The sequence below is a fragment of the Nocardia sp. NPDC060249 genome (genome assembly GCF_042728755.1).
Lineage (GTDB): Bacteria > Actinomycetota > Actinomycetes > Mycobacteriales > Mycobacteriaceae > Nocardia.
In genome coordinates this window covers 1-22,918 of sequence record NZ_JBHXAQ010000019.1, presented here as the reverse complement: position 1 = coordinate 22,918, position 22,918 = coordinate 1, and the positions used below count along the sequence as shown (strand labels likewise).

Here is a 22,918-nt window from a genome sequence, read left to right as displayed (position 1 = left end):
CCGGGATCTCGTCAGACCGCGCGCAGGTGCCCGCGGCTGGCGTAGATGTGCTCGGCGATCAGCGTGGCGATCCGGTCCGGCGCCTCCAGCATCGGCACATGCCCCACCCCGTGCACCAGGATCCGATCCGCCGACTCGGGCAGCTCGCGCAGGTAGCGGGTGGCGTACACGCTGTTGGGGATGATCCGGTCGTATTCGGCGAGCAGCATCCGCACCGGGGTGCTCAGCTCGCCCAGATCGTCCATGCCCGGCGCGCGCAGGCTGCCGAGGATGAGCGGGATCATCGCGTCACAGTGCAGGACCGCGGTGAGCGTGGTCGCGAGGTCGCGGCGGGCGACGGCGCCGGTGTGCTTGGTGACCAGCAATGCGGCCACCTGCTGCACGATCGGATTGTTGATCGCCACGCCGCCGAGGCGCTTGCCGATTTCGATGAAGGGAATCATCGACGCGAACTTGATGCCGACCCTGACCTGGCTCAGCGACGGCGACGCCCAGCCACCCGCCGCGGCGATCGTGGTGAGCGTGCGTGCCCGGCCGCGTCGCGCCAGCTCGAGTCCCACCCAGCCGCCGAGCGAATTGCCCGCGATGTGGCAGGTGCGCCAGCCCAGCTCGTCGAGCTGGTCCTCGATCTGATCGGCCAGGGCGTACACATCCAGTGCCCACCCCTCGACCTTCGGACCACCCCAGTGCCCGGCGAACGCGGGCGCGTACACCTCGCAATGCGCCGACATCCGCAGCGCGACCTGCTCCCAGCAGTGTGGCGACAGCAGGAATCCGTGCAACAACAAGACCGGGTCGCCGGACCCGATGTGCAGCGCCGCGACGGGCGTGGGGCGGGCGGTGGACTTGGCGGTGCGTGACGTCATCGTCATCACCCCTTCCTGGACGACGGTGTCCGGGGGAGCTTCCCTGCCTGCATTGTACGGTCGTACGGTGCCGATAATCCTCTCGACTGTGAACGTGAACGGGGTCCGCGCCGCTTCGACCAAGGGCATGACGGCCTGGTTGGCGGCGACCGAAGCCGACATCGTGTGCCTGCAGGAGACCAGGGCGACCGACGCGCAGACCGCGGCGGCGCTGGCCCCCGCGCTCGACGCGGGTTGGGTGCTCTCCCACGCCGAGCCGGAATCCAAGGGCCGCGCGGGCGTGGGAATCCTGTCGCGACGCGCGCCCGATGCCGTGCGCATCGGGTTCGGCAGCACCGAGTTCGCGGCGTCGGGCCGCTATATCGAAGCCGACTTCGGCGACGTCACCGCCGCGAGCGTCTACGTGCACTCGGGGGAGGAGAACACCCCCAAGCAGGACGAGAAGTACCGGTTCATGGCCGAGCTCGGCGCGTACCTGAAGTCGCGCACCGGCGAGTTCGTGGTGAGCGGCGACTGGAACATCGCCCCCGCCGAGGTCGACCTGAAGAACTGGAAGGGTAACCAGAAATCGGCGGGCTTCCTGCCCGAGGAGCGCGCCTGGATCGCCGAACTGCTCGCCGCGGGCTACGTCGACGTGGTGCGCGCCCTGCATCCCGACGTCGCAGGCCCCTACAGCTGGTGGTCCTACCGCGGCCGCGCCTTCGACAACGACTCCGGCTGGCGCATCGATTACCAGCTGGCCCTCGGTGAGCTGACCGGGCGCGCCAAGCAGGCCGTCGTCGAACGGGCGCCCGCCTACGACCAGCGGTGGTCCGACCACGCGCCCGTTACTGTCCAGTATCGATGAAACTCTCACGCAAGACTCTGAGCCTGCTCGGTGGACTCGTCCTGGTCCTGGCGGCCATCGGCCTCACCGTGTTCGGCGGTCGCGGAACGGACAGCACCACCGTCACCTCCACCACGCGTGCCGTCGCCGGGATCACCACCACCGCGTCCGCGCCGAAGCCTGGTCCGCCCGCAGGGAATTCGTCGGCCTCGCCGGTCACCAAGGCCGCGGGTGTGCCCGACCGTGCCTATGTCACCCTCGTCGAGATCGACGCGGGGCGTTGGCCCGGTTCGGCCAACGCGCAGGGCACCAAGGGCGGCGAGCAGTTCATGAACCGGGGTACCAAACTGCCGCCCAAGGATTCGGCGGGCAATCCGGTGAAGTACCAGGAGTGGGATGTGAATCCCAAGCAGCGCAATCGCGGTCGCGACGCCGAACGCATCGTCACCGGCAGCGACGGTTCGGCCTGGTACACCGGCGACCACTACGAAACCTTCACGAGGATGCGCTGATGACTCCGCGAATGACGCTGTCGCAGTTCCTTGCTCGCCCCACCCCCGAAGCACCGGCCGCGACCACGCCGCCGGTGCTCGGTGCGCTGCCGGTGGACGCCAACCAGTTCAGCGGCGTCCGCTACGACGCCCCCGCCGACTACCGCGTGCGCGAACTGCGCGGCCCCAAGATGCGCACCACGGCGGAGCTGTTCGACGAGTTCGCCGCCGCCTTCCAGTTCCCGTACTACTTCGGCGCCAACAAGGACGCCTTCGACGAATGCCTGCGCGACCTCGACGATTTCGTGGGCGACGCCCCGGGCTATGTCGCGGTGATCCGCACCGCTGACGACATGCTCGTCGAGCAACCCGCCGAACGCGCCTGGTTCGACGCCACTATGCGCGACTGCGCCGCCTACTGGGCGCGCCGCGATGTCGTGTTCCGGGTGGTTCTGCAAGGCGACGCGGACACCTTCGGCGCGGTCGGACTCACCGACTGACGCGAATCCGCGTCCACGGTGGACGGCTGTCCGCTGGATCGGCACACCGGTGCCCGGGTTTCGATGCCACTGCTATTGGTGTCTGTCGCTGTCTGATCAGTCCGCTTACTGTCTTGGCCGTGCGGCCACCCGAGGCTGCCGGCTAGGAGAACCTGATGAAGCGAATGCTGTTGAGCGCGAGTATTTTCGGCGCGATCATCGCGGCGGCCACCGGTCCGGCAACGGCTGATGCCGCGGCGGGCGCCGACACCGCGCAGGCCGAGATTCAGCTGGTCGCGCAGGCGTCCCCGGGATCGAGCGACCTGGCCGGCAACCTGTTGCGCGCGCTGTCGACCGGTTCCGCCGCGGAATGCGACGGCGTCATGCTCGATGTGTGCGTGCCCCTTCCCTCCCAGCCTGCGAACGCTACGCAGATCGCGGACAGCGGTTCCGGCACCGGCTCGGCGCAAAACGTGGACATTCAGTTCTGGCGCCTGATCGGGTGGCTGAGCAACGGGTCGTCGGAGCCGTGCACCGGCGCGTGCTTCCCGCTGTAGCGGATCGTTCAGCGGTGGCGACCGGCGAGGTCGTCGCCGAGTAGGACGAAGACGTCGGTGATCTGGTCGATCAGTTCCTCGCGGGTGAGATCGAGATCGCCCGCGAGCCAGGTCGTGAGGGTTTGGGTCAGGCCGCCGACCAGGTAGATCGCCCGGAAGTCGACCAGCTTCTGCGGGATGTCGCCGCCGTAGAAGCCGGTGCCCTCGGCGGCGACCAGCCGGGCGAACGCGCGCACCGTCCTGGCCGTGCGGGCCCGGAGTTCGGGGGTGGCCATTCCGGCGATCAGCGCGGCCCTGGCCTTGCGCGGGTCGTCGGTGAGCACTGAGATGCCCGCGTCGATCGCGGCATGGGCCTGGACGCGGCTGTCGGCGGGCGCGGTGGCCAGTGCGGTCGCGATCGCCGCGGTGAGTTCGTGGGCGATGCGGTCGAGCAGGGCTTCCAGGACGTCGTCGCGCTTGTCGAAACTCTCGTAGTAGTACCGCTCGTTCAGGCCCGCGCGCGCACAGAGGCCGGCGACGGTGAGCTTGGCATCGGCGGCGACCAGGTCGAGCGCCGCGTCCAGCAGGGCGGTCCGCCGCTGGGATTGCCGCTCCTGCGCCGAAACGCCACCGTATGTCCGTTGTGCTGCCACAGCGTCCATTGTGCGTGCTGCCGTCCTCTCACGGTGTTTTGGTAGAGACTCTTGCCAGAATATCAATTCTGGAGGATTCTATTGCCAGATGCACTCGACGAGGAGGCGCAACATGGCCATACGGCAGGGCGAACCCGGATATTTCGCCGACGATTCGATGATCCGGCGGGTGATGAGCAAGCGCGCGGTGGGTCTGACCTACGGCGTGCGGGCGCTGGTGATCGGCGCGGTGCATCCGCTGCTGTTCGTCGGCACCAGCGAACACACCGCGCATCGGGAAACCCCCTACACCCGGCTGGCCATCACCGGAGCGCTGTTCGAAGCGGTGTTCCTCGGCAGCAAGGCCGAGGCCGATCGCGCGCTGGCCTTCACCCGGCGCAAGCACGACGCGGTGGTCGGCACCCTGCCCGAAGACGCGGGCGCCCACCATCCGGCCGGTACCGCCTACGCGGCCCACGATCCGCACCTGATGTTCATGACCATGGCCTTCACCTTCGATTCGGCCGAGGTGATGTACGACCGCCTGGTCCGCGAACTCACGGCCACCGAGCGCGAAGACCTCTACCAGGACTATGTCCGCTGGGGTGAACTGTTCGGCATGCCGCGCGACGCCGCACCCGCCGACTACCCGGCCTTCCGCCGCTACTTCGACAGCTACCTGAACTCGACCGAACTGTTCCTCACCGACGAGGCCGAACTGGTCGGCTCCTATCTCGCGGGCCACCGCAAGGCCTACCGGCTGCGCCCGCCCGCCGAACAGGTCGGCACCGCGCTGTATCTGCTGGTTCAGGGCAGTCTTCCGCCGCGGATCCGGCAGATGTACGGCATCGAGTGGGGGATCTCCGACGAACTGGCGCACCGGGCGCTGTGCCGCAGCATCCGCACCGCCCATCTCGCCCCGCCGCTGGCGCCCCGGGTACTGGCGGGCACGCTCGCCGGGCCGAGCGCCCCGTCCTATCAGCTACTCGCCCGTCGCGAACAGCGCATGGTCAAAACCGGCCACCCGAGCATGCCCGGTGTCGATCCACGCAACTGGGTGCAGCGAAATTCCGCTTGAGCGCCATGGAAAGATCGGGGTATGTCCAGTCCTGCCCCGGCCGAGACGGCCGAACGTAAGCAGCGGGTGCTGTCGGGCATCCAGCCCACCAGCGACTCCTTCCACCTCGGCAACTACCTGGGTGCGTTGCAGTACTGGGTGACGATGCAGGACGAGTACGACGCGCTGTACTTCATCCCGGATATGCACGCGATCACCGTCAGCCAGGATCCCAAGGCGCTGCGCGCGCGCACCAAGTCCGCCGCCGCCCAGCTGCTCGCGCTCGGCATCGACCCCGCCAAGTCCACGCTGTTCGTGCAGAGTCAGGTGCCCGAGCACGCCGAGCTGTCGTGGGTGCTCAGCTGTATCACCGGTTTCGGTGAAGCGGGCCGGATGACCCAGTTCAAGGACAAGTCGGTCAAGCAGGGCGCCGAGAACGCGACCGTGGGCCTGTTCACCTATCCGGTGCTGATGGCCGCCGACATCCTGCTCTACCGCCCGCACCAGGTGCCGGTCGGCGAGGACCAGCGTCAGCACCTCGAGCTGACCCGAAACCTGGCCCAGCGCTTCAACACCCGCTACAAGAAGACCTTCGTCGTGCCGGAGCCGCACATCGTCAAGGGCACCGCGAAGATCTTCGATCTGCAGGACCCGACCTCGAAGATGAGCAAGTCGGCCTCCAGTGACGCCGGGCTGATCAACCTGCTCGACGACCCGAAGGTCACCGCCAAGCGGGTGCGTTCGGCGGTCACCGACACCGGGCGCGAGATCCGCTACGACCCGGAGAACAAGGCGGGCGTGAGCAACCTGCTGGTGATTCTGAGCTCGCTGCGCGAAACCCCGATCGTCGACCTCGAGGTGAATTTCGAGGGTAAGGGCTACGGTGATCTCAAGGCCGAGGTGGCCGACGCGCTGGTCGAATTCGTGACGCCCGTGCAGAAGAAGGTGCAGGAATACCTGTCCGATCAGGCAGAACTGGACCGGATTCTGGCCGCGGGTGCCGAGCGGGCGCGGGAGATCGCAGGCAACACACTTGCTCAGGTGTACGACCGGGTTGGCTTCCTCGCTCGCTGACCCGTTGCGCACCTGAGGTTTTCGCTGAAGGGGCGCGTGTCATGCAGTTGATCGAGAACATCTCGACAGCCATCGAGAAGCAGATCGGGCGCAGGCCCTGGCTGGATCATCTGGTCAGGGCCGGCGGGCGGTTCCAGAGCCAGCGCGGTGACTTCTTCGCCGCGGGCATCACGTATTTCACTGTGCTGTCGCTGTTTCCGCTGCTGATGGTGGCGTTCTCGGTGGCCGGTTTCATTCTGGCCGGGCACCCGGACCTGCTGACCGAGTTGCAGGAGAAGGTCGTCGAGAAGATTCCCAGCTCCTTCGGCACCCAGATCAACGACCTCATCGAACAGGCGATCAATTCTCGCGGCACGGTCGGCGTCATCGGCCTGCTGGTCGGGCTCTACACCGGGCTCGGCTGGATCGCCAACCTGCGGGCAGCGCTCACCGAGCAGTGGGCCAGTCACAGCCCCGAAAAGCCGTGGTGGCTGGCCAAACTGTCGGATATCGGTGCGTTGATCGGTCTCGGCCTGGCCTTCGTGGTGTCGCTCGGTCTGTCGGCGGTCTCGGCGAGCGGGGTGGGCAAGGGGGTGCTCGAGCTGCTGGGGGCCGATCATCTGCCCGGGGCGGGGCTGGTGCTGCGACTGGTTTCGATCGCGCTCGGGTTGCTCGCGTCGTGGGCGGTGTTCGCGTGGATGATCGCGCGGCTGCCGCGCGAGCCGGTGTCGTTGCGCAGCGCGGCGCGGGCGGCGGTGCTGGCGGCGGTGGCCTTCGAGATCTTCAAGATCATCGCTGCGATCTATCTGCGGACGGTGCTGTCCAGCCCGGTGGGGGCCACGTTCGGGTCGATCATCGGTTTGATGGTCTTCAGCTATATGTCCTATCGGATTCTGTTGTTCGCGACGGCGTGGGCGGCGACGTCGTCGGACAACGAGCGTGCCGCGACGGTCGCGCCGCCGGACGCGGTGGTCATCCGGCCGCGGGTGGTCGAGCACGGGATGTCGACCGGGACCGGCGCCGCCTACTTCGGGGCGGGGGCGGTGGCGGCACTGGCCCTGATACTGGTCGGCAAGCGGCGGTAGCGCCCGGCTGCCGGTGTCAGCGCCTGTGCCGCAAGGCCCTGCGCGCCCAGAGCAGCAGAACGAGGACCAGCACGGGCCCGCCGATCAAGGTGGCGATGCGGGCGCCCTGATGTGCCGGTTGGACCGGATCGGCTCGGGTACCGTCGGCGCGCGGCGGGGGCGACGCCAGGGGAACGCTGGGTTGCACTGCCTCGCTGCCTGTTTCGGGTAGCTTGCCGATCCTGGCCTGGGTGTCGAGGGCGAAACCGTAGTCCAGCAGTCGCGCGGCCTGCTCCCAGGGCCGGATCGGGCGCACGTCGGCCTTGAGCAGGGTGACGACCAGGCGGTGGCCGTCGCGTTCGGCGGCGGCGACGAAGGTCTGACGGGCGTCGTCGGTGAACCCGGTCTTGCCGCCGATCGCGCCCGCGTAGTTGTAGAGCAGCTGGTTGTCGTTGCCGATCGGGAAGCCGGGGTGGTCCTTGTCGCCGGGGATCTTGGGGTCGGCGGGGAAGCCGGGGAAGTCGACCTGCTCGGTGTGGATCAGTTCGGCGAACAGGGGGATGTTCATCGCCTCGCGGAACAGCACCGACAGGTCGTAGGCCGAGGTGCTCATGCCGGGTCCGTCGAGGCCGGATGGCGTCGCCGCGCGAGTGTCCAACGCGCGCAACGACTTCGCCACCTCGTTCATCTTCGCCACGGCGGCCTTGTCGCCGCCGAGCTGGGCGGCGATGGCGTGGGCGGCGTCGTTGCCCGAGCACATGATCAGGGCCTGCATGAGCTGGCGGTTGGTGTAGCGGCCACCGGGTCCGATGCCGACCCGGGTGCCGTCGACATCGGCGTCGGCCTGGGTGCCGATGACGACCTTGTCCAGATCCAGGCTGCGCAGCGCGACGATGGCCAGGGCGACCTTGATGGTGCTGGCGGGACGATAGCGACCGTGCGGATCCTTGGCGGCGAGCACGCGGCCGGTGTCGAGGTCGGAGACCATCCACGCGGTCGCCGAGATCTCCTCGGGCACCGGGGGTGCGCCGTCGGGCACGATCACGCCGCAATCGCCCATCCGCTGACCGCCGATGGCGGGGGAGGGGACGGCGAGCTGGGTCGGTGTCGGTTCGCCGGGCGCGGGCACCTCTGAGGTGTCGATGGGCGCGGGCGGCTGCGTCTTCTGGGGGCAGGCATCGGTGTTCGGCGTGGTGAACGGGGGTGTGGTCGTCGTACTCGAGCCGGCGGCCGGTGGCCCGTCGGTGGCGGGGACGGCGAAGGCGGAAGCGCCTGCGAGTGCGGTGACGGTGACGGCAGCGCCGACAAAGCATGCGGCGCGCAGGCCGACTTCACGAATCCTCATCGCCTCGCAGCCTAGTAGTCGCCGCGGTGGCACGTTCGCCGGTCCATGAGCTGACCGGCCCGGACTCGGCCAAGGTATTGACATGAACTAGCAAATGAGAGTTACTATCAAAAAGTAGTAGCTCGCACTTTGGAGGAGATATGCGGACGGAAGATACCCGCCGCTGGCTCGCGCTCGGCGCGCTTGCCGTGGCGATGCTCACCATCGGACTCGACGTCACCGTGCTCACCGTCGCCATCCCGACGCTCGCGGTCGACCTGGACGCGAATACCGCGGCGCTGCAATGGTTCAGCAGCGCCTACACGCTGGCTCTGGCCGCGCTGATGCTGCCCGCGGGCGCGCTCGGCGACCGGTACGGGCGCAAGAAGATCCTGCTCGCCGCACTGGTGCTGTTCGGTGTGGCCTCGGTGGCCTGCGCGTTCGCCGCATCCGCCGGGCAGCTGATCGTGGCGCGGGTGGTGCTCGGCATCGCCGCCGCGGCGCTGGTGCCGCTGTCGATGTCGGTGCTGCCGGTGTTGTTCACCGACCCCACCGAGCGCCAACGCGCGCTGACGATCTGGGTCACCTCGACCGCCATCGGCCTGCCGCTCGGCCCGATCCTCGGCGGCTGGCTGCTGCAACACTTCTGGTGGGGTTCGGTGTTCCTGATCAATGTGCCGCTGGTCGTGATCGGCGCACTGGCCGTCGCCACCGTGGTGCCGGAATCGCGCAGTGACACCGTATTTCGCGTCGATCTCCCCGGCGCGCTGCTCTCGGCCGCGGGCATGCTCGGGCTGACCTACGGCTTCATCCGCATCGGTGAGCGCGGCTGGGACGACCCGGCCGGCTGGCTCGTCGTCGCGGCCGGGGCGGCGACGCTCGCCGTGTTCCTGTGGTGGCAGCGCCGCACCGAATATCCGCTGATCGACCTCGCGCTGTTCGCCGCGCCGGGATTCCGGTGGGGCACCGCGATCTCGATCCTGGTCAGCTTCGCCATGTTCGGCATGTTCTTCACCGTGCCGCAGTACTTCCAGGCCGTGCTCGGCGTCGACGCGCTGGGCAGCGGGCTGCGGCTGCTGCCGTTGATCGGTGGACTCGTGATCGGCAGCAGACTGGTCGACGTGCTGCTGCCCCGGCTGGGCGTGCGGGTGGTGATCACCGCCGGCCTGTTCGTGCTCGCGGCCGGCCTCGGCCTCGGCGCGTTCACCACGGTCGAGAGCGGCTACTGGCTCACCGCGCTGTGGACGACGGTGCTCGGCGCCGGGATGGGCATGGTGATGCCCGCCGGGGTCGGCCTGGCGATGGGCGAACTGACCGCCGAACGTTCGGGCTCGGGTTCGGCACTGCTGCAAGCACTTCGGCAGGCGGGCGGCACCATCGGCGTCGCGGTGCTCGGCACCGTGCTGGCCACCCGGTACCGGGCCGACCTCGGCGCGCTCGACCGTGCGCCGATCTCCGACGGTGTCAACGCCGGGGTCGCGGTGGCGCGGGAGACCGGTGATCCGGCGATGCTGGCGCAGGTGCAGCAGGCCTTCGTCGCGGGCATGGACACCATGCTCGGGCTGTGCGCGGCGCTGTGTCTGGTCGCCGGACTCGTGACAGCGTTGCGGCTGCGGCGGCCGACGGCACCGGTTACCGACGCGGATGCGGCAGAATCGATACATGTCGGTTGAGATGTCGCTACGCGAGCGGAAGAAGGAGCGGACCCGCCGAACCATCAGGGTCGAGGCGTTCCGGCTGTTCCGGGAACAGGGCTACACCGAGACGACGGTGGAGCAGATCGCGGCCGCGGCCGAGGTGTCCCCGAGTACCTTCTTCCGCTACTTCCCGACCAAGGAACAGCTGGTCGTCGCCGACGACCAGGACCCGGTGATGATCGCGGAGATGGCCTCGCTCCCGCGCGGCCTGAATCCGATCACCGCCATCCGCACCGCGACCGCGGCGGTGTTCGGCAGGATGTCGCCCGCCGACCTGGCCTTCGAGCAGGAACGGCAGGTGTTGCTCTTCCACGTGCCGGAACTACGCTCGGCGATCGGTTTGGAATTTCTGCGCAGTATCGAACTCGCCGCCCAGATGCTGGCCGACTACACGGGTCGATCCGCGGACGATTTCGATGTGCGGGTAGCCGCGGGCGCGATGATCGGCTCCATGCTCGCCATCGCGCCCGCCACTCCGATGAATGTCACCAACGTCAGTGCCGCCCTGACATTCCTGCAGGCCGGTCTGCCGTTCGGCGATCCGGCCTGATTACTCCGACTTGCCGTGCTGCACAGGGCAGCCGTGTGCCAGCGGGCCCAGCAGCTGGTTGTTGTCGTAGAAGTGCTCCAGCTCGAGGATGCGCAGATCCTCGCTGACGCGGGCGATGGTCACCCCGAACATCTCGATCCGCTCACCGGTGGGCTGGTGGCCCTTGTACTCGCCCTCGAACTTGCCCCAGTGCCGCCAGCGGAAGCTCACCGACGGCGGGCCCGACAGCACTTCCTGTACCTCCCAGAAGAACCCGCCGGGGAAGGCGGTGTGGAAGATGTGGTGCGAGGAATCGAAGGTCTCGTTCGAGGCGTCGTAGTACGGGTTGTCGCCGATCAGAATGTTGTAGCTGCCGATTCGGGCGAACTCCTCGGCGTCCTGCCACGTCCCGCCGTTGACCCGGCCGCGGTACTGGTCGGCCACCACCGACAGCCAGGTCGCGGGATCGGCCTTGTGCGAGACCTCCATCTCGAAGACCTTCACCAGGTCCTCGACGATCGCCTCGAGCGAACCGGGCGCGTGCTCGACGCTGCGCTCGCGCGGGATCACCTCGTGGCTCAGTTCATAGTCGGGAACGTTGCCGCGCCATTCCTCCGGCGCCGCGGCGGCGATCACGGCTTCCCGGCCCTGTAGCCACAGGGGCGCCTCCGGTTCCGGGTTCTGCTCGGCCTGCGTATCTGTCACGTCCACAGTCATTTTCGGTCTACCCGACCCTTTCAAAAAGCTCGAAGAACGGGTCGAAGGTAACAGTCGCGCATCGGTCGCGCGTGTCGGGTCCCAACAAGTGAGAAACACGAAAAGTTGAACTGCGTTCTGTAGCAAGGGTTTCGGAGTTAGCTATGAGACAGCCGGGGTGGGGTGACCGAGCCTGGCCGGCGTTTCGTCGTCCATGGTCGCGAAGAATTCGCCGAGCACGCCGACGATCTGATCCACCGAATCCGCACAGAACAGCACCGGCTGGTAATGGGTGATGTCGTAGGCGATGGTGCCCATCTCCGCGACGTCGAGTGGGCGAAGCAGCGCGTGCCGGAATTCGTCGATCTCGCCGTAGGACGACAGCAGTCCGGCGCCGTAGCACCGGATTTCGTCGTTCTCCCGGACCACGCCGAACTCGAGCGAGAACCAGAAGACATCGGCGAGGAACTTCAGCGCGCTGTCGGTCTCGAGCCGTGCCACCGCGGTGCCGACCGTCTCGTACAGCGCGGCGAAACCGGGGCTGGCGATCTGGTTGGCGTGGCCGATGATCTCGTGGATCGCGTCGGGTTCCGGGGTGTACAGCGGGGCCGAATGGTGGCGGATGTACTGGGTGGAGTGGAAGGTGCGTTCGGCGAAGGAGCCGAAGAACTCGCGCAGCGGAACGAGGCCGGCGGCCGGCGCGTACCGAAAGCCCGTGAGGGGGGTGAGCAGCCGTGATACCTCGTCGAGTTGCGGGATGTGATCGTGCGGGAGGGCGAGGTTGCCTGCTGCCTCCCTGACCTCACGGCAGGCGTAGACCTCGTGCTTGCGGGCCAGCTCGGCCGAGGCGATCCGCCATACCTGCTGCTCGTCGTCGGTGTAGTCGATGTGGGGTACGGGGGCGCCGGGGGAGTGGTCGAGTGCGAGCGCGGCGATGGCGTTGCGGCGCGCGCGGTAGTGCTCGTCGTGCACGCCGGGGTGGTCATCGCTGAGATGCACCGTCACATCGCCGTCACGCTCGCGCGTCACCGGCGAGTAGAGCTGGGCCTCGGTGAACATGACTCCAGGCAAGCACCGCATTCCCGTCGCGACAACAACCACGCCGGCAACTACGCAAACTGCGCAGTTGCCGGGGCGGTCGCCCCCGGATTCCGGCGGTGAACTGTGTTTTCTGTGTGCTTGCTGTCCGATGCCGACTGTCGCTGTGCGGACTTGCGAACGCGTGGTTTCGGTAACGACGCGGTGAATTAGCGGACGAGCCGGGCGACCATGACGCAAGATTGCGATCGTAGAAGAGGAGGATGCGTGCGCAACCTGCGAATAGATCTCGATCAGCGCCTGCTGGCCGCTGCCGCCGACATCATGGGTACCGCCGGCAGCAACGCCACCGTCAACGAGGCGCTGCGCCGCATCGTGGTGCACGAACGCCAGCTGCGCAATCTGGAACGGTTGATGGCCGATTCGGTTTTCAGCGCGGAGCCCACCTGACGGGTGGATCCGGGTTCGGGTTTCGTCACCGAGGTGGTGGCCGAGGGGTAGCCCGGACTTGTCGGACCCCCCTGCGATCATCGACAGTCAGTCACCGATCCGCAGGGGGAAACGATGTCGGTTCCGATCGCGAGTTTGCCTGTCGCCCAACGTCCGCGCGAGCGCTTGCTCATGCTCGGCCCGCACGCGCTCAGCGACGGCGAGCTACTGGCACTGCTGCTCGGTCAGGGTACTCGCGGGCGATCCGCATTGGAGGTCGCCGCCCAATTGATCGGCGACTACGGCGGATTGGCCGAACTCTCCGCCGCCCGCCCCGAGGAACTGGCTGCCCGCGCGGGCATCGGGCCGGCCAGGGCAGCCACCGTGGTCGCGGCTTTCCACCTCGGCACCCGCTCGCGAACGCCCACCGATTCGCTGCCTCAGCTCACCACCCCCGAAGACATCGCGGCAGTGGCGATCCCACTCTTCGCGGGCGCCCGCGTCGAGCGCCTGCTCGTCCTGGTCTGCGACACCCAGAACCGCCTGCGCCACCGCGCTTTCGTCGCCGAAGGCGCCATCGACCACGTCGCCGTCCCCGTCCGGGAAATCCTCAACACCGTCCTGCGCCACGACGGCCGGGCCTTCGCCGTGGTCCACAACCATCCCTCCGGCGACCCGGCCCCCAGCCCCGACGACCGCCGTGCCAGCACCCTGCTCCACCAAGCCGCCCGCACAGTCGGCCTTCGCTACCTCGACCACATCGTGGTCGCGGGCGAAACCTGGTCCACCGCACCACCTTTCCCGTGAGGACGGGGGTGCTACTCAGCCGGCGAAACCGGTGGTGCGAGCCAGATCCGCGAGCATGGCGTCGAACATGATCTCCGGATCGGCCAGGGGGATCGGATAATTGCCGAACACCTCGAGGGTGACGTGGCCGAACAGCCGCGCCCAGATCTGCACCATCAGGTAGGTCACGCCGAGGTCCAGCTTCTCGGCGGGGAACTTCTGTCCCGACTCCGAGAGCATGGCCAGCAGTTCGGTCTGGAACCCGATGAGGTCATCGCGCAGCGCGGACGGGATGGTCTCGCCCGGTGGGGTGGCGATCTCGAAGTTCGCCAGCAGCCCGCCCGCCGCGGCGAGGAAGATCCGGCCGAAGGGTTCGTCGAAGCGGCGCATCATCGACCGCCCGGGGGTGGGCGAGGCGAACACCAGGGTGAATTCCCTCGGGTTCGCCAGCGCCCAGTGCCGGAAGCCCCGGCAGATGGCCAGGAACTGCACCGCGCCGTCGTCGGGCAGCGGCGCGATCTCGGTCGAGAGGAACTCGGCCAGATCGGCGCAGAACTCCACCCGCATCCGCTCGATCAGCTCGTCGCGCGAGGAATAGTGCCGGTACAGCGCGGGCGCGGTGACGCCGAGTTCGCGCGCGATCGCCCGCAGGGTGACCGAATCGGGGCCTTGCTCGGCCAGCAGCGCCCGCGTGACCCGCCGGATATCGGCATCGGTCACGACAGGCGCACGGCCACGCGCCTTGCCCGTCAAGCGGCCACCCCTTCGATCATGTTTCGGTTCAAGCGTATTCGACTTCCCACCGCTTGATGCCGTTGAGCCAGCCGCTGCGCAGCCGCACCGGATCGGAGACCTGGCGCAGGTTCGGCATCGCGTCGGCAATGGCATTGAACATCAGGTCGATCTCCAGGCGGGCCAGATTCGCGCCGACACAGTAGTGCGTTCCGGTGCCGCCGAAGCCGACGTGCGGGTTGGGATCGCGCAGGACGTCGAACCGGAACGGGTCGGCGAAGGCATCCTCGTCGAAATTGGCCGAGCTGTAGAACAACCCGATTCGCTGGCCCTTCGTGATCTGCTGCCCGCCCAGTTCCAGGTCGCGCGTCGCGGTGCGCTGGAACGCGGTCACCGGCGTCGCCCAGCGCACGATCTCGTCCGGTGCGGTGCGCGGGCGCTGCTGCTTGTAGAGCTCCCACTGGTCGGGGTTGTCGACGAAAGCCTTCATACCGTGGGTGATCGAATTGCGGGTGGTCTCGTTGCCCGCCACCGCGAGCAGGATGACGAAGAACGCGAACTCGTCCGACCCGAGGTGCTCGCCGTCGACGTCGGCGTTGACCAGTTGGGTGACGATGTCGGAAGCCGGGCAGCCGCGACGCTGTTCGGCCATGTTCCAGGCGTAGCCCATCACCTCGGCGGTCGCGGTGTGGTGGTTGCCCTCGAACTCCGGATCGTCGTAGGAGATCATCTGGTTGGTCCAGTCGAACAGCTTCATGCGGTCCTCCTGCGGCACCCCGATCAGTTCGGCGATGGCCTGCAGCGGCAGCTCGCACGCGATCTGCTCGACGAAGTCGCCGCGACCGGACTTCTTGGCCTCCCACACGATCCGCTCGGCCCGCTCGGTGAGCGCGGCCCGCAGGTTCTCCACCGCGCGCGGGGTGAAACCCTTCGACACGATGCGCCGGATCTTGGTGTGCTGCGGCGGGTCCAGGTTCAGCATGAGCATGTTGCCCAGCATGTCGATCTGCTCGCGCGTGGTCTCCTCGTTGAACCGGATGATCGCCGTGTTCTCGTGCGAGGAGAAGTCCTCCGGATTCTTCGAGATCTCCTTGATGTCGGCCAGCTTGGACACCACCCAGTACCCGCCGTCGTCGAAACCGCTGGCGCGGTCGGGCTGCGCGCACCACCAGACCGGCGCGGTGCGCCGCAACTGCGCGAACTCCTCGATCGGCAATCGGCTGGCGAGGAGATCGGGATCGGTGAAATCGAATCCCGCGGGGATGTTTGTACTGGTCACGGCAGTCTCCTTCGCTCCGGTGCGCGGACTTCGCACCGTGATGTGGAACACGTTCACGTCGATGAAACCACGTTCGTGCCGTTTATGAACAGCGTTTAGTAATACCTGTTTACCGAATTGATCGCCGCGGGACGTGGGCCCGGGATCTCCCGATTCGCCGGCCTCGCCCGGTCATCCTGGGCAAGATGGCGGCGTGGACCTGCCGTTTCTGCGTGCGCACCCGCACCTGCTGCCGACGTTCCTCACGCACCAGCGACTGCGGACGACGCCCGTCGCCGGTGGGTCGATCAGTGTCGCCGAGCGGATCGCGCTCGACGATGGGACGCATCTGTTCCTGAAGACCTGGCCCGGCGGGGTGTCCGCCGCCCCGACCGCCGAGCAGGCGCCCGCTCCGGCCGGACTCTTCGCGGCGGAGGCGCGAGGGCTTCGCTGGCTGCGAGAGGCCGGTGGGGTCGCGGTGCCGGAGTTGTACGCGCAGACCGGCGAACTGCTGTTGATGCAGTGGGTCGACCATGCCGAGCCGACGGCCGTCGCCGCCGAACGATTCGGTGCGGGATTGGCGGTGACCCACAACGCGGGCGCCCCCGAATTCGGTGCGGCCACCGAGGGTTTCCTCGCGGGTCTGCCCCTCGACAACACCCCCGGCGACGACTGGCCCACCTGGTACCGCGAACGCCGAATCCTGCCGTACCTGAAACTCGCCGTCGACGCGGGCGCCCTCGACCCCGCCGACGCCACTGATATCGAATCCATCCACATCGAAGCCCCCGCCGAACTCCCCGCCCGAATCCACGGCGACCTCTGGCCCGGCAATATCGTCTGGGGGCCGTCCGATACCCCCTGGCTGATCGACCCCGCCGCCCACGGCGGCCACCGCGAAACCGACCTGGCCACCCTCTCCCTCTTCGGTGGCGCCCCGCACCTCGCCCGAATCATCGCCGCCTACACAGAGATTCACCCCCTGGCCCGCGACTGGCGGACTCGAATCCCCCTCCATCAACTCCACCTCTTCCTGGCCCACGCCGTCCTCTTCGGTCGCGCATATCGAACCGCCGTTCTGGACGCCGCAGCCCACTATCGCTAGTTCGTATCCGGAAACGGCAGAGGCCGTCACTGTCGTTCGACGGTGACGGCCTCGGATGGGTCGGATGTTCAGACTGTCGACGGTTCCCGTCGCCGCGCCACCGGCAGGACGCGAGGCGCTGAACGGGTAGCCCACACGGCGAATCCGATGTAGAGCGCCTGTTCCGGGATGCGCTGCCACAGGGGTGAAGCCGGCTCTCCCGCGAAGGGAATGTCGTTGAGGGCGGCGTAGATGTTGGCGGGCAGTAGCAGGAGGAACAGGGGGACCAGGGCCCAGCCCGCGGCCCACCGGGTGCGGGTGCGGACCAAGCCGATGGCGGCGAGCAGTTCCAGGACGCCACTGGCCAGGACCATGAAGCCGGGGAACGGCACGAACGGCGGGATCATGCCGACCATGTCGGCGTAGTTGGGCATCACAGTGACGCTCGCGGGCATGAAGTGCGCGGTTCCGGTCATCACCAGCATGACGGCCAGCGCGTGCGCGGCGCTGACGGACCACGAAGCGAATCGGGTCACGCCGAGTGCGCCGAGCGTGCGAAAGACGACGAGCGAGCCGACCAGGGCGACGAGGGTGATCATAAGTACTCCCAGAATGGATACTGACACTATCTACTATGGATAGTAACACTATCCACCCTGCCTACATTCCCCGCAAGTGCCGACGAACGACAAAGGCCGCCCACACCTTTCGGTGTGGACGGCCTGTGTAGCGAGAAGCTCAGCGGGTGAAGAGCAGGGCCCGCTTGACTTCCTGGATCGCCTTGGTGACCTCGATGCCGCGGGGGCACGCGTCGGTGCAGTTGAAGGTGGTGCGGCAGCGCCAGACACCTTCGACGTCGTTGAGGATGTCGAGGCGCTCGCGGGCGCCTTCGTCACGGCTGTCGAAGATGAAGCGGTGGGCGTTCACGATCGCGGCCGGGCCGAAGTAGCTGCCGTCGGTCCAGTAGACGGGGCACGAGGTGGTGCAGCAGGCGCACAGGATGCACTTGGTGGTGTCATCGAAGCGGGCCCGGTCGGCCTGGCTCTGGATCTGCTCGCGGGTGGGCTCGTTACCCGAGGTCATCAGGTAGGGCTTCACCGCGCGGAACGCGTCGAAGAACGGCTCCATGTCGACCACGAGGTCCTTCTCCACGGGCAGGCCGCGGATGGGCTCGACGGTCATGGTGAGGGTCTTGTCGCCCTTGGGCAGCAGGTCCTTCATCAGCACCTTGCAGGCCAGCCGGTTCACACCGTTGATCCGCATGGCGTCGGAGCCACACACACCGTGGGCGCAGGAGCGCCGGAAGGTGAGGGTGCCGTCCAGGTAGGACTTGATGTAGATGAGCACGTTGAGGAAGCGGTCGGTCGGCAGGACCGGCACCTGGAACGAATCCCAGTGCGCGCCCTTGTCGTCCTCGGTGCTGAACCGGGCGATCTTGACGGTGACCATGACCGAGCCCTCGGGGACCGGTGCCGGCTTCTGCTTGGTGGGTTCGATAACAGCAGTCATCAGTACTTACGCTCCATCGGCTCGTAGCGGGTCTGCACCACCGGCTTGAAGTCGAGGCGGATCTCGGAGATGAGCTCCGGGCCCTCCTTGTACGCCATCGTGTGCCGCATGAAGTTCACGTCGTCACGGTCCGGGTAGTCCTCGCGAGCGTGGCCGCCACGCGATTCCTTGCGGTTGAGCGCACCGACGACGGTGACCTCGGCCAGCTCGAGCAGGAAGCCCAGCTCGACGGCCTCGAGCAGGTCGCTGTTGTAGCGCTTGCCCTTGTCCTGCACCGTGATCCGGGTGTAGCGCTCCTTGAGCGTGTGGATGTCGGTGAGGACCTTCTTGAGGGTTTCCTCGGTGCGGAACACACCCGCGTTGGCATCCATCGTGGCCTGCAGTTCGGTGCGGATGTCGGCCACGCGCTCGTTGCCGTGATCGGACAGGATCAGCTCGAGCCAGTCCATCACCATCTGCGACGGGTTCTCGGGCATCTCGGTGAACTCGGTGCGGTTGGCGTACTCGGCGGCCGCGATGCCGGCGCGACGGCCGAACACGTTGATGTCGAGCAGCGAGTTGGTGCCGAGACGGTTCGCGCCGTGCACCGACACGCACGCGCACTCACCGGCGGCGTAGAGGCCGGGAACCACGTCGGTGTTGTTGCGCAGCACCTCGCCACGGATGCGGGTGGGGATACCGCCCATCACGTAGTGGCAGGTCGGCATCACGGGCACGAGCTCGGAGACCGGGTCGACGCCGAGGTAGGTGCGCGCGAACTCGGTGATGTCGGGCAGCTTCTCCTCGAGCACGTCGGCGCCGAGGTGGGTCACGTCGATGTAGACGTAGTCCTTGTTCGGGCCTGCGCCACGGCCTTCGGCCACCTCGAGCACCATCGAGCGGGCGACGATGTCACGCGGCGCGAGGTCCTTGATGGTGGGGGCGTAGCGCTCCATGAAGCGCTCGCCGGAGGCGTTGCGCAGGATGCCACCCTCGCCACGGACCGCCTCGGAGATGAGGATGCCAAGGCCGGCGAGGCCTGTCGGGTGGAACTGGTGGAACTCCATGTCCTCGAGCGGCAGGCCCTTGCGGAACACGATCGCCATGCCGTCACCGGTCAGCGTGTGCGCGTTCGAGGTGGTCTTGTACATGCGGCCGGAGCCGCCGGTGGCGAACACGATCGACTTCGCGTGGAAGATGTGGATGTCACCGGTCGACAGCTCGTAGGCGACGACGCCGGTGGCGACGGGGCCACGATCGGACTCGGTCATCACCAGGTCGAGCACGTAGAACTCGTTGTAGAACTCGACATCGTGCTTGACGCAGTTCTGGTAGAGCGTCTGCAGGATCATGTGACCGGTGCGGTCGGCGGCATAACACGCGCGACGCACGGGCGCCTTGCCGTGGTCACGGGTGTGGCCACCGAAACGACGCTGGTCGATCTTGCCCTCGGGCGTGCGGTTGAACGGCAGGCCCATCTTCTCCAGGTCCATGACCGCGTCGATGGCCTCTTTGGCCATGATCTCCGCGGCGTCCTGGTCGACCAGGTAGTCGCCACCCTTGACGGTGTCGAAGGTGTGCCATTCCCAGTTGTCTTCTTCGACGTTGGCCAGCGCGGCGCACATGCCGCCCTGGGCCGCGCCGGTGTGGCTGCGGGTCGGGTACAGCTTGGTCAGGACCGCGGTGCGCGCACGCGGGCCGGCCTCGATCGCCGCGCGCATGCCCGCGCCACCGGCGCCGACGATGACCACGTCGTAGCGATGCTCCTGAATCGGACGGGATTCACTCATGCGAGGTGGCCTGTTCCTAACCTGTGATGTTGGGGTCGAAGGTGAAGATGACGTACGTGCCGACAGCGACGACCAGGACCATCGAAACCGCGAGAATGGTCTTGAGCCAGAACCGGGTGGAGTCCTTGCGCGAGTAGTCGTCGATGATGACGCGCAGACCGTTGCCGCCGTGCAGCTGAGCCAGCCACAGCATGGACAGGTCCCAGAACTGCCAGAACGGGCTGGCCCAGCGACCGGCCACGAACGCGAAGTTCAGGCGGTTCACGCCACCGTCGATCATCAGCATGATGAACATGTGGCCGAGCACGAGGACGATCAGGAACAGGCCCGAGATGCGCATGAACAGCCATGCGTACTTCTCGAAGTTGCCGTTGGACTTGCCACGCGGGGAACGCGGGGAGTCGAGGCTGGCCGGGCGATCGTAGGACTTGCCGAGGACAGGTGCAGACATATCAGTGCTCCGTCAGCAGGTAGAAGAACTGGCGGCCGACGCCGGCGGCGGAGACCAGAACCCAGATGGCCAGCACAATCCACAGCATCTGCTTCTGGAATCGCGGACCCTGGGACCAGAAGTCGACCAGGATGACCCGGACGCCGTTGAGGGCGTGGAACAGGACGGCGACGACGAGACCCATCTCCATCAACGCCACGATCGGGTTCTTGTAGATCGCGATCGAGTGGTCGTAGGTGTCCGGGTTGACCCGGACCAGTGCAGTGTCGAGCACATGCACGAAGAGGAAGAAGAACAGCGTGACACCGGTGATCCGGTGCAGCGCCCACGACCACATGCCAGGGTCGCCGCGGTACAGCGTCTTCCGCTTCGGCTGGGCCGGAGCCGGAGCTTCTATCGTGGTCATAGAGTGCGGTGCCTCCAACGTCGTTGATGGACCCGGTCACAGATCCGACGCCGGCATGCGTGGAGAGGCAAATGCCCAGGTGGCTGCGCTGTATTCTCGAGCGCTGGCCCGCCGCCGGGAACCTGAACCGATCTTCGGTGAACTCTAATCCCCTCTGTTTCGCGGAACTAATTCGGCGTGCCGTGCGTTGCGTGTAAAACAGGCGAGTTAGGTTTACCTTTCTCGATGCCGGATACTGGTGTTCCGGCCCCTGTTTCCCGGTGTTCGGCGGGATCGGCTGGAGGTTCTCGGTGCCCGAAATCGACTGGAATACGTTGCATGACATGGCAATTCGGGCAATGGGGTCGGCGTACGCTCCGTACTCGGGTTTCCCTGTCGGCGCCGCTGCTCTCAGCGCGGATTGCCGAATTGTGAGCGGATGCAATGTGGAAAATGTCTCATATGGGCTAACCCTGTGTGCCGAATGTGTACTCGTCGGTAACTTATTTACCTCGGGTGGCGGCCGTCTCATCGCCGTCTCGGTGACCGATTCTCGCGGCGAAATCCTGATGCCGTGCGGGCGCTGTCGTCAGCTGCTGTTCGAACACGGCGGGGGCGAACTGATGGTGGATCACGCCGACGGCCCGAAGCCGCTGTCGGAGCTGCTGCCCTACGCCTTCGGACCGGATGATCTGGCGGCCGGGAAGCAGTAGCCGGGCAGCAGTGCCAGACTGGGCGCCATGACGGCACTGGATGCGGTTTCGGTCATTACTACCAAGCGTGACGGCGGCGAGCTGTCCGACGCACAGATCGACTGGGTGGTGGACGCGTTCACCCGGGGGATCGTGGCCGACGAGCAGATGTCGGCGCTGGCCATGGCGATCGTGTGGCGGGGAATGACCCGGCGCGAGACCGCGCGGTGGACGGCGGCGATGATCGGGTCGGGCAGCCGGATGGACTTCACCGACCTGCCGCGCCCGACCGTCGACAAGCATTCGACCGGTGGGGTCGGCGACAAGATCACCCTGCCGCTGGCGCCGCTGGTGGCCGCGTGCGGCGCTGCGGTGCCGCAGTTGTCCGGGCGCGGGCTCGGGCATACCGGCGGGACGCTGGACAAGCTCGAATCGATCCCCGGGTGGCAGGCCGATGTGACGGTGCCGCGGATGCGGGAGATCCTGGCCGACCCGGCGATCGGCGCGGTGATCTGCGCGGCGGGGGCCGACCTGGCGCCTGCCGACAAGCGGCTCTACGCGCTGCGGGACGTGACGGGGACGGTCGAGTCGATTCCGTTGATCGCGAGTTCGATCATGAGCAAGAAGATCGCCGAGGGGACGGCGGCGCTGGTTCTCGACGTGAAGGTGGGGTCGGGGGCATTTCTGAAGACTCTCGACGGCGCTCGCGAACTCGCCACGGCGATGGTCGAACTCGGACGCGACGCGGGTGTGAACACGGTCGCTTTGCTGACCGCGATGGACACTCCACTCGGGCGGACCGCGGGCAACGCGATGGAGGTCGCCGAGTCGGTGGAGGTTCTCGCCGGCGGGGGGCCGGCTGATGTGGTCGAGCTGACTTTGACGTTGGCTCGGGAGATGGTTGCTCAGGCCGGGCTGCACATCGACCCCGCCGACGTGCTCGCCAACGGCCGGGCCATGGACCACTGGCGCACGATGATTCAGGCGCAAGGTGGGGATCCGGATGCCGCGCTGCCTGTCGCTCGGCACAGCGAGATCGTGCGGGCGGAGTCGAGTGGGGTGCTGACCCGGCTCGATGCGATGGGGGTGGGGGTTGCCGCGTGGCGGTTGGGGGCTGGGCGTGCTCGGCAAGGGGAGAAGGTGCAGGCGGGGGCTGGGATCGAGATGCATGCCAAGCCGGGGGATTCGGTGGTGGTGGGGCAGGCGTTGTTGACGCTGCATACCGATACGCCGGATGCTTTTGCTGGGGCTGTGGCGGCGCTCGAGGGGGCTGTGAGTGTTGAGGCGGCGCCTGAGGGGAAGCCGGGGGAGTTGGTGCTCGGCCGGGTCGGGTGAGTGGGTTGGGTTGGCTCGGGGTCGTGGGGTGCAGATCTGTTCGGTCGGCCTGGGTGAGCGGGGTTGGGTAGTCCCGGGGGGAGGGACGACCTGGATGAGCGGGGTTGGATAGTCCCGGGGGGAGGGACGACCTGGATCGGTGGTCCCAGACGGTTTGACGCTGTGTTTTTGGCGCGCTGGCGCGCGCGTGTCCGCGGCCC

26 protein-coding genes are annotated in these 22,918 nt (G+C 67.3%); 14 read left to right on the top strand and 12 right to left on the bottom strand.

Features of this window, described 5'->3' with window-relative positions; genetic code table 11:
* Positions 1-11: 11 nt before the first annotated feature.
* Positions 12-866 (bottom strand): alpha/beta fold hydrolase, encoded by an 855-nt coding sequence (locus ACFWFP_RS32795; RefSeq protein WP_379301621.1) that lies wholly within the window; start codon positions 864-866, stop codon positions 12-14.
* Between the two features lie 67 nt (positions 867-933).
* Between ACFWFP_RS32795 and ACFWFP_RS32790 the strand changes: the two genes are divergently transcribed.
* The 4 genes from ACFWFP_RS32790 to ACFWFP_RS32775 all read left to right on the top strand — a co-directional run bounded on the left by ACFWFP_RS32790 (position 934) and on the right by ACFWFP_RS32775 (position 3,219).
* A complete protein-coding gene (locus ACFWFP_RS32790) occupies positions 934-1,713 on the top strand; it encodes an exodeoxyribonuclease III (RefSeq protein ID WP_379301619.1) in 780 nt (259 codons plus the stop codon).
* On the top strand, positions 1,710-2,204 hold the full coding sequence (locus ACFWFP_RS32785; RefSeq protein ID WP_379301617.1) for a ribonuclease domain-containing protein: 495 nt from the start codon (positions 1,710-1,712) through the stop codon (positions 2,202-2,204). Before ACFWFP_RS32790 ends, ACFWFP_RS32785 begins: the two co-directional genes overlap by 4 nt.
* The gene (locus ACFWFP_RS32780; protein ID WP_379301615.1) at positions 2,204-2,683 is read left to right on the top strand and encodes a barstar family protein; all 480 of its coding nucleotides are present in this window, start codon (positions 2,204-2,206) and stop codon (positions 2,681-2,683) included. Before ACFWFP_RS32785 ends, ACFWFP_RS32780 begins: the two co-directional genes overlap by 1 nt.
* A gap of 155 nt (positions 2,684-2,838) precedes the next feature.
* Positions 2,839-3,219, top strand: coding sequence for a hypothetical protein (locus tag ACFWFP_RS32775; protein WP_379301613.1), 381 nt, complete (start codon positions 2,839-2,841; stop codon positions 3,217-3,219).
* Positions 3,220-3,227: 8 nt separating this feature from the next.
* On the opposite strand, the gene ACFWFP_RS32770 is transcribed toward ACFWFP_RS32775, so the two are convergent.
* Positions 3,228-3,860, bottom strand: coding sequence for a TetR/AcrR family transcriptional regulator (locus ACFWFP_RS32770; protein WP_379301611.1), 633 nt, complete (start codon positions 3,858-3,860; stop codon positions 3,228-3,230).
* Positions 3,861-3,963: 103 nt separating this feature from the next.
* Between ACFWFP_RS32770 and ACFWFP_RS32765 the strand changes: the two genes are divergently transcribed.
* From ACFWFP_RS32765 to yhjD, 3 genes are read left to right on the top strand one after another with little or no spacing between them, the layout of a single operon-like run.
* On the top strand, positions 3,964-4,908 hold the full coding sequence (locus ACFWFP_RS32765; protein WP_379301609.1) for an oxygenase MpaB family protein: 945 nt from the start codon (positions 3,964-3,966) through the stop codon (positions 4,906-4,908).
* A gap of 21 nt (positions 4,909-4,929) precedes the next feature.
* On the top strand, positions 4,930-5,961 hold the full coding sequence (gene trpS, locus ACFWFP_RS32760) for a tryptophan--tRNA ligase (RefSeq protein WP_378635465.1): 1,032 nt from the start codon (positions 4,930-4,932) through the stop codon (positions 5,959-5,961).
* 41 nt (positions 5,962-6,002) lie between these two features.
* Positions 6,003-7,025, top strand: coding sequence for an inner membrane protein YhjD (yhjD, locus tag ACFWFP_RS32755; protein ID WP_379301607.1), 1,023 nt, complete (start codon positions 6,003-6,005; stop codon positions 7,023-7,025).
* 16 nt (positions 7,026-7,041) lie between these two features.
* On the opposite strand, the gene ACFWFP_RS32750 is transcribed toward yhjD, so the two are convergent.
* Positions 7,042-8,349: a D-alanyl-D-alanine carboxypeptidase family protein gene (locus ACFWFP_RS32750; RefSeq protein WP_379301605.1), complete on the bottom strand. Its 1,308-nt coding sequence runs from the start codon at positions 8,347-8,349 to the stop codon at positions 7,042-7,044.
* A gap of 140 nt (positions 8,350-8,489) precedes the next feature.
* Between ACFWFP_RS32750 and ACFWFP_RS32745 the strand changes: the two genes are divergently transcribed.
* Together ACFWFP_RS32745 and ACFWFP_RS32740 are read left to right on the top strand one after the other, a co-directional pair.
* A complete protein-coding gene (locus ACFWFP_RS32745) occupies positions 8,490-10,001 on the top strand; it encodes an MFS transporter (protein ID WP_379301603.1) in 1,512 nt (503 codons plus the stop codon).
* The gene (locus ACFWFP_RS32740) at positions 9,991-10,575 is read left to right on the top strand and encodes a TetR family transcriptional regulator (RefSeq protein WP_379301601.1); all 585 of its coding nucleotides are present in this window, start codon (positions 9,991-9,993) and stop codon (positions 10,573-10,575) included. The genes ACFWFP_RS32745 and ACFWFP_RS32740 overlap by 11 nt, the downstream gene beginning before the upstream one ends.
* Here ACFWFP_RS32740 and ACFWFP_RS32735 read toward each other — a convergent pair whose 3' ends face one another.
* Complete coding sequence (locus ACFWFP_RS32735) at positions 10,576-11,259, bottom strand: ester cyclase (protein ID WP_379301599.1); 684 nt, start codon at positions 11,257-11,259, stop codon at positions 10,576-10,578.
* A 153-nt stretch (positions 11,260-11,412) separates the two neighbouring features.
* Complete coding sequence (locus tag ACFWFP_RS32730; protein WP_379301597.1) at positions 11,413-12,309, bottom strand: phenylalanine 4-monooxygenase; 897 nt, start codon at positions 12,307-12,309, stop codon at positions 11,413-11,415.
* Between the two features lie 246 nt (positions 12,310-12,555).
* Here ACFWFP_RS32730 and ACFWFP_RS32725 point away from each other — a divergent pair, with 246 nt between their 5' ends.
* Both ACFWFP_RS32725 and ACFWFP_RS32720 read left to right on the top strand, forming a co-directional pair.
* Positions 12,556-12,738, top strand: coding sequence for a type II toxin-antitoxin system VapB family antitoxin (locus tag ACFWFP_RS32725; RefSeq protein WP_379301595.1), 183 nt, complete (start codon positions 12,556-12,558; stop codon positions 12,736-12,738).
* Positions 12,739-12,852: 114 nt separating this feature from the next.
* Positions 12,853-13,524, top strand: coding sequence for a RadC family protein (locus tag ACFWFP_RS32720; protein ID WP_379301593.1), 672 nt, complete (start codon positions 12,853-12,855; stop codon positions 13,522-13,524).
* Between the two features lie 15 nt (positions 13,525-13,539).
* Here ACFWFP_RS32720 and ACFWFP_RS32715 read toward each other — a convergent pair whose 3' ends face one another.
* The gene (locus tag ACFWFP_RS32715; RefSeq protein WP_379301591.1) at positions 13,540-14,256 is read right to left on the bottom strand and encodes a TetR/AcrR family transcriptional regulator; all 717 of its coding nucleotides are present in this window, start codon (positions 14,254-14,256) and stop codon (positions 13,540-13,542) included.
* 28 nt (positions 14,257-14,284) lie between these two features.
* A complete protein-coding gene (locus ACFWFP_RS32710; protein WP_379301589.1) occupies positions 14,285-15,514 on the bottom strand; it encodes a cytochrome P450 in 1,230 nt (409 codons plus the stop codon).
* A gap of 193 nt (positions 15,515-15,707) precedes the next feature.
* Between ACFWFP_RS32710 and ACFWFP_RS32705 the strand changes: the two genes are divergently transcribed.
* Entirely contained in the window at positions 15,708-16,598 is an 891-nt protein-coding gene (locus ACFWFP_RS32705) for a fructosamine kinase family protein (protein WP_379301587.1), read from the top strand.
* A 68-nt stretch (positions 16,599-16,666) separates the two neighbouring features.
* Here ACFWFP_RS32705 and ACFWFP_RS32700 read toward each other — a convergent pair whose 3' ends face one another.
* The 5 genes from ACFWFP_RS32700 to sdhC form a co-directional block, all read right to left on the bottom strand.
* The gene (locus tag ACFWFP_RS32700) at positions 16,667-17,176 is read right to left on the bottom strand and encodes a hypothetical protein (RefSeq protein ID WP_379301585.1); all 510 of its coding nucleotides are present in this window, start codon (positions 17,174-17,176) and stop codon (positions 16,667-16,669) included.
* A 139-nt stretch (positions 17,177-17,315) separates the two neighbouring features.
* The gene (locus ACFWFP_RS32695; protein WP_379301583.1) at positions 17,316-18,086 is read right to left on the bottom strand and encodes a succinate dehydrogenase iron-sulfur subunit; all 771 of its coding nucleotides are present in this window, start codon (positions 18,084-18,086) and stop codon (positions 17,316-17,318) included.
* On the bottom strand, positions 18,086-19,837 hold the full coding sequence (gene sdhA / locus ACFWFP_RS32690) for a succinate dehydrogenase flavoprotein subunit (RefSeq protein WP_378635801.1): 1,752 nt from the start codon (positions 19,835-19,837) through the stop codon (positions 18,086-18,088). Before sdhA ends, ACFWFP_RS32695 begins: the two co-directional genes overlap by 1 nt.
* Before the next feature lie 34 nt (positions 19,838-19,871).
* Entirely contained in the window at positions 19,872-20,306 is a 435-nt protein-coding gene (locus ACFWFP_RS32685) for a succinate dehydrogenase hydrophobic membrane anchor subunit (RefSeq protein ID WP_379301581.1), read from the bottom strand.
* Between the two features lies 1 nt (position 20,307).
* On the bottom strand, positions 20,308-20,712 hold the full coding sequence (gene sdhC / locus ACFWFP_RS32680; RefSeq protein ID WP_266296386.1) for a succinate dehydrogenase, cytochrome b556 subunit: 405 nt from the start codon (positions 20,710-20,712) through the stop codon (positions 20,308-20,310).
* 290 nt (positions 20,713-21,002) lie between these two features.
* On the opposite strand from sdhC, the gene ACFWFP_RS32675 reads away from it, so the two are divergent.
* Both ACFWFP_RS32675 and ACFWFP_RS32670 read left to right on the top strand, forming a co-directional pair.
* Positions 21,003-21,404 carry a cytidine deaminase gene (locus tag ACFWFP_RS32675; protein WP_379301579.1) on the top strand — a complete coding sequence of 134 codons (402 nt, stop codon included), beginning with the start codon at positions 21,003-21,005 and terminating at the stop codon, positions 21,402-21,404.
* A 27-nt stretch (positions 21,405-21,431) separates the two neighbouring features.
* Positions 21,432-22,718: a thymidine phosphorylase gene (locus ACFWFP_RS32670; protein ID WP_379301577.1), complete on the top strand. Its 1,287-nt coding sequence runs from the start codon at positions 21,432-21,434 to the stop codon at positions 22,716-22,718.
* Positions 22,719-22,918 lie beyond the last annotated feature (200 nt).

What these genes read in the sequence shown, in the direction of transcription:
- ACFWFP_RS32775 (WP_379301613.1), top strand. Translation starts at nt 2,839, where the DNA reads ATGAAGCGAATGCTGTTGAGCGCGAGTATTTTCGGCGCGATCATCGCG.
- ACFWFP_RS32740 (WP_379301601.1), top strand. Translation starts at nt 9,991, where the DNA reads ATGTCGGTTGAGATGTCGCTACGCGAGCGGAAGAAGGAGCGGACCCGC.
- ACFWFP_RS32700 (WP_379301585.1), bottom strand. Translation starts at nt 17,176, where the DNA reads ATGATCACCCTCGTCGCCCTGGTCGGCTCGCTCGTCGTCTTTCGCACG.
- ACFWFP_RS32685 (WP_379301581.1), bottom strand. Translation starts at nt 20,306, where the DNA reads ATGTCTGCACCTGTCCTCGGCAAGTCCTACGATCGCCCGGCCAGCCTC.
- ACFWFP_RS32785 (WP_379301617.1), top strand. Translation starts at nt 1,710, where the DNA reads ATGAAACTCTCACGCAAGACTCTGAGCCTGCTCGGTGGACTCGTCCTG.
- sdhC (WP_266296386.1), bottom strand. Translation starts at nt 20,712, where the DNA reads ATGACCACGATAGAAGCTCCGGCTCCGGCCCAGCCGAAGCGGAAGACG.
- ACFWFP_RS32720 (WP_379301593.1), top strand. Translation starts at nt 12,853, where the DNA reads ATGTCGGTTCCGATCGCGAGTTTGCCTGTCGCCCAACGTCCGCGCGAG.
- ACFWFP_RS32765 (WP_379301609.1), top strand. Translation starts at nt 3,964, where the DNA reads ATGGCCATACGGCAGGGCGAACCCGGATATTTCGCCGACGATTCGATG.
- ACFWFP_RS32780 (WP_379301615.1), top strand. Translation starts at nt 2,204, where the DNA reads ATGACTCCGCGAATGACGCTGTCGCAGTTCCTTGCTCGCCCCACCCCC.
- ACFWFP_RS32670 (WP_379301577.1), top strand. Translation starts at nt 21,432, where the DNA reads ATGACGGCACTGGATGCGGTTTCGGTCATTACTACCAAGCGTGACGGC.
- trpS (WP_378635465.1), top strand. Translation starts at nt 4,930, where the DNA reads ATGTCCAGTCCTGCCCCGGCCGAGACGGCCGAACGTAAGCAGCGGGTG.
- yhjD (WP_379301607.1), top strand. Translation starts at nt 6,003, where the DNA reads ATGCAGTTGATCGAGAACATCTCGACAGCCATCGAGAAGCAGATCGGG.
- ACFWFP_RS32695 (WP_379301583.1), bottom strand. Translation starts at nt 18,086, where the DNA reads ATGACTGCTGTTATCGAACCCACCAAGCAGAAGCCGGCACCGGTCCCC.
- ACFWFP_RS32730 (WP_379301597.1), bottom strand. Translation starts at nt 12,309, where the DNA reads ATGTTCACCGAGGCCCAGCTCTACTCGCCGGTGACGCGCGAGCGTGAC.
- ACFWFP_RS32750 (WP_379301605.1), bottom strand. Translation starts at nt 8,349, where the DNA reads ATGAGGATTCGTGAAGTCGGCCTGCGCGCCGCATGCTTTGTCGGCGCT.
- ACFWFP_RS32770 (WP_379301611.1), bottom strand. Translation starts at nt 3,860, where the DNA reads ATGGACGCTGTGGCAGCACAACGGACATACGGTGGCGTTTCGGCGCAG.
- ACFWFP_RS32745 (WP_379301603.1), top strand. Translation starts at nt 8,490, where the DNA reads ATGCGGACGGAAGATACCCGCCGCTGGCTCGCGCTCGGCGCGCTTGCC.
- ACFWFP_RS32795 (WP_379301621.1), bottom strand. Translation starts at nt 866, where the DNA reads ATGACGTCACGCACCGCCAAGTCCACCGCCCGCCCCACGCCCGTCGCG.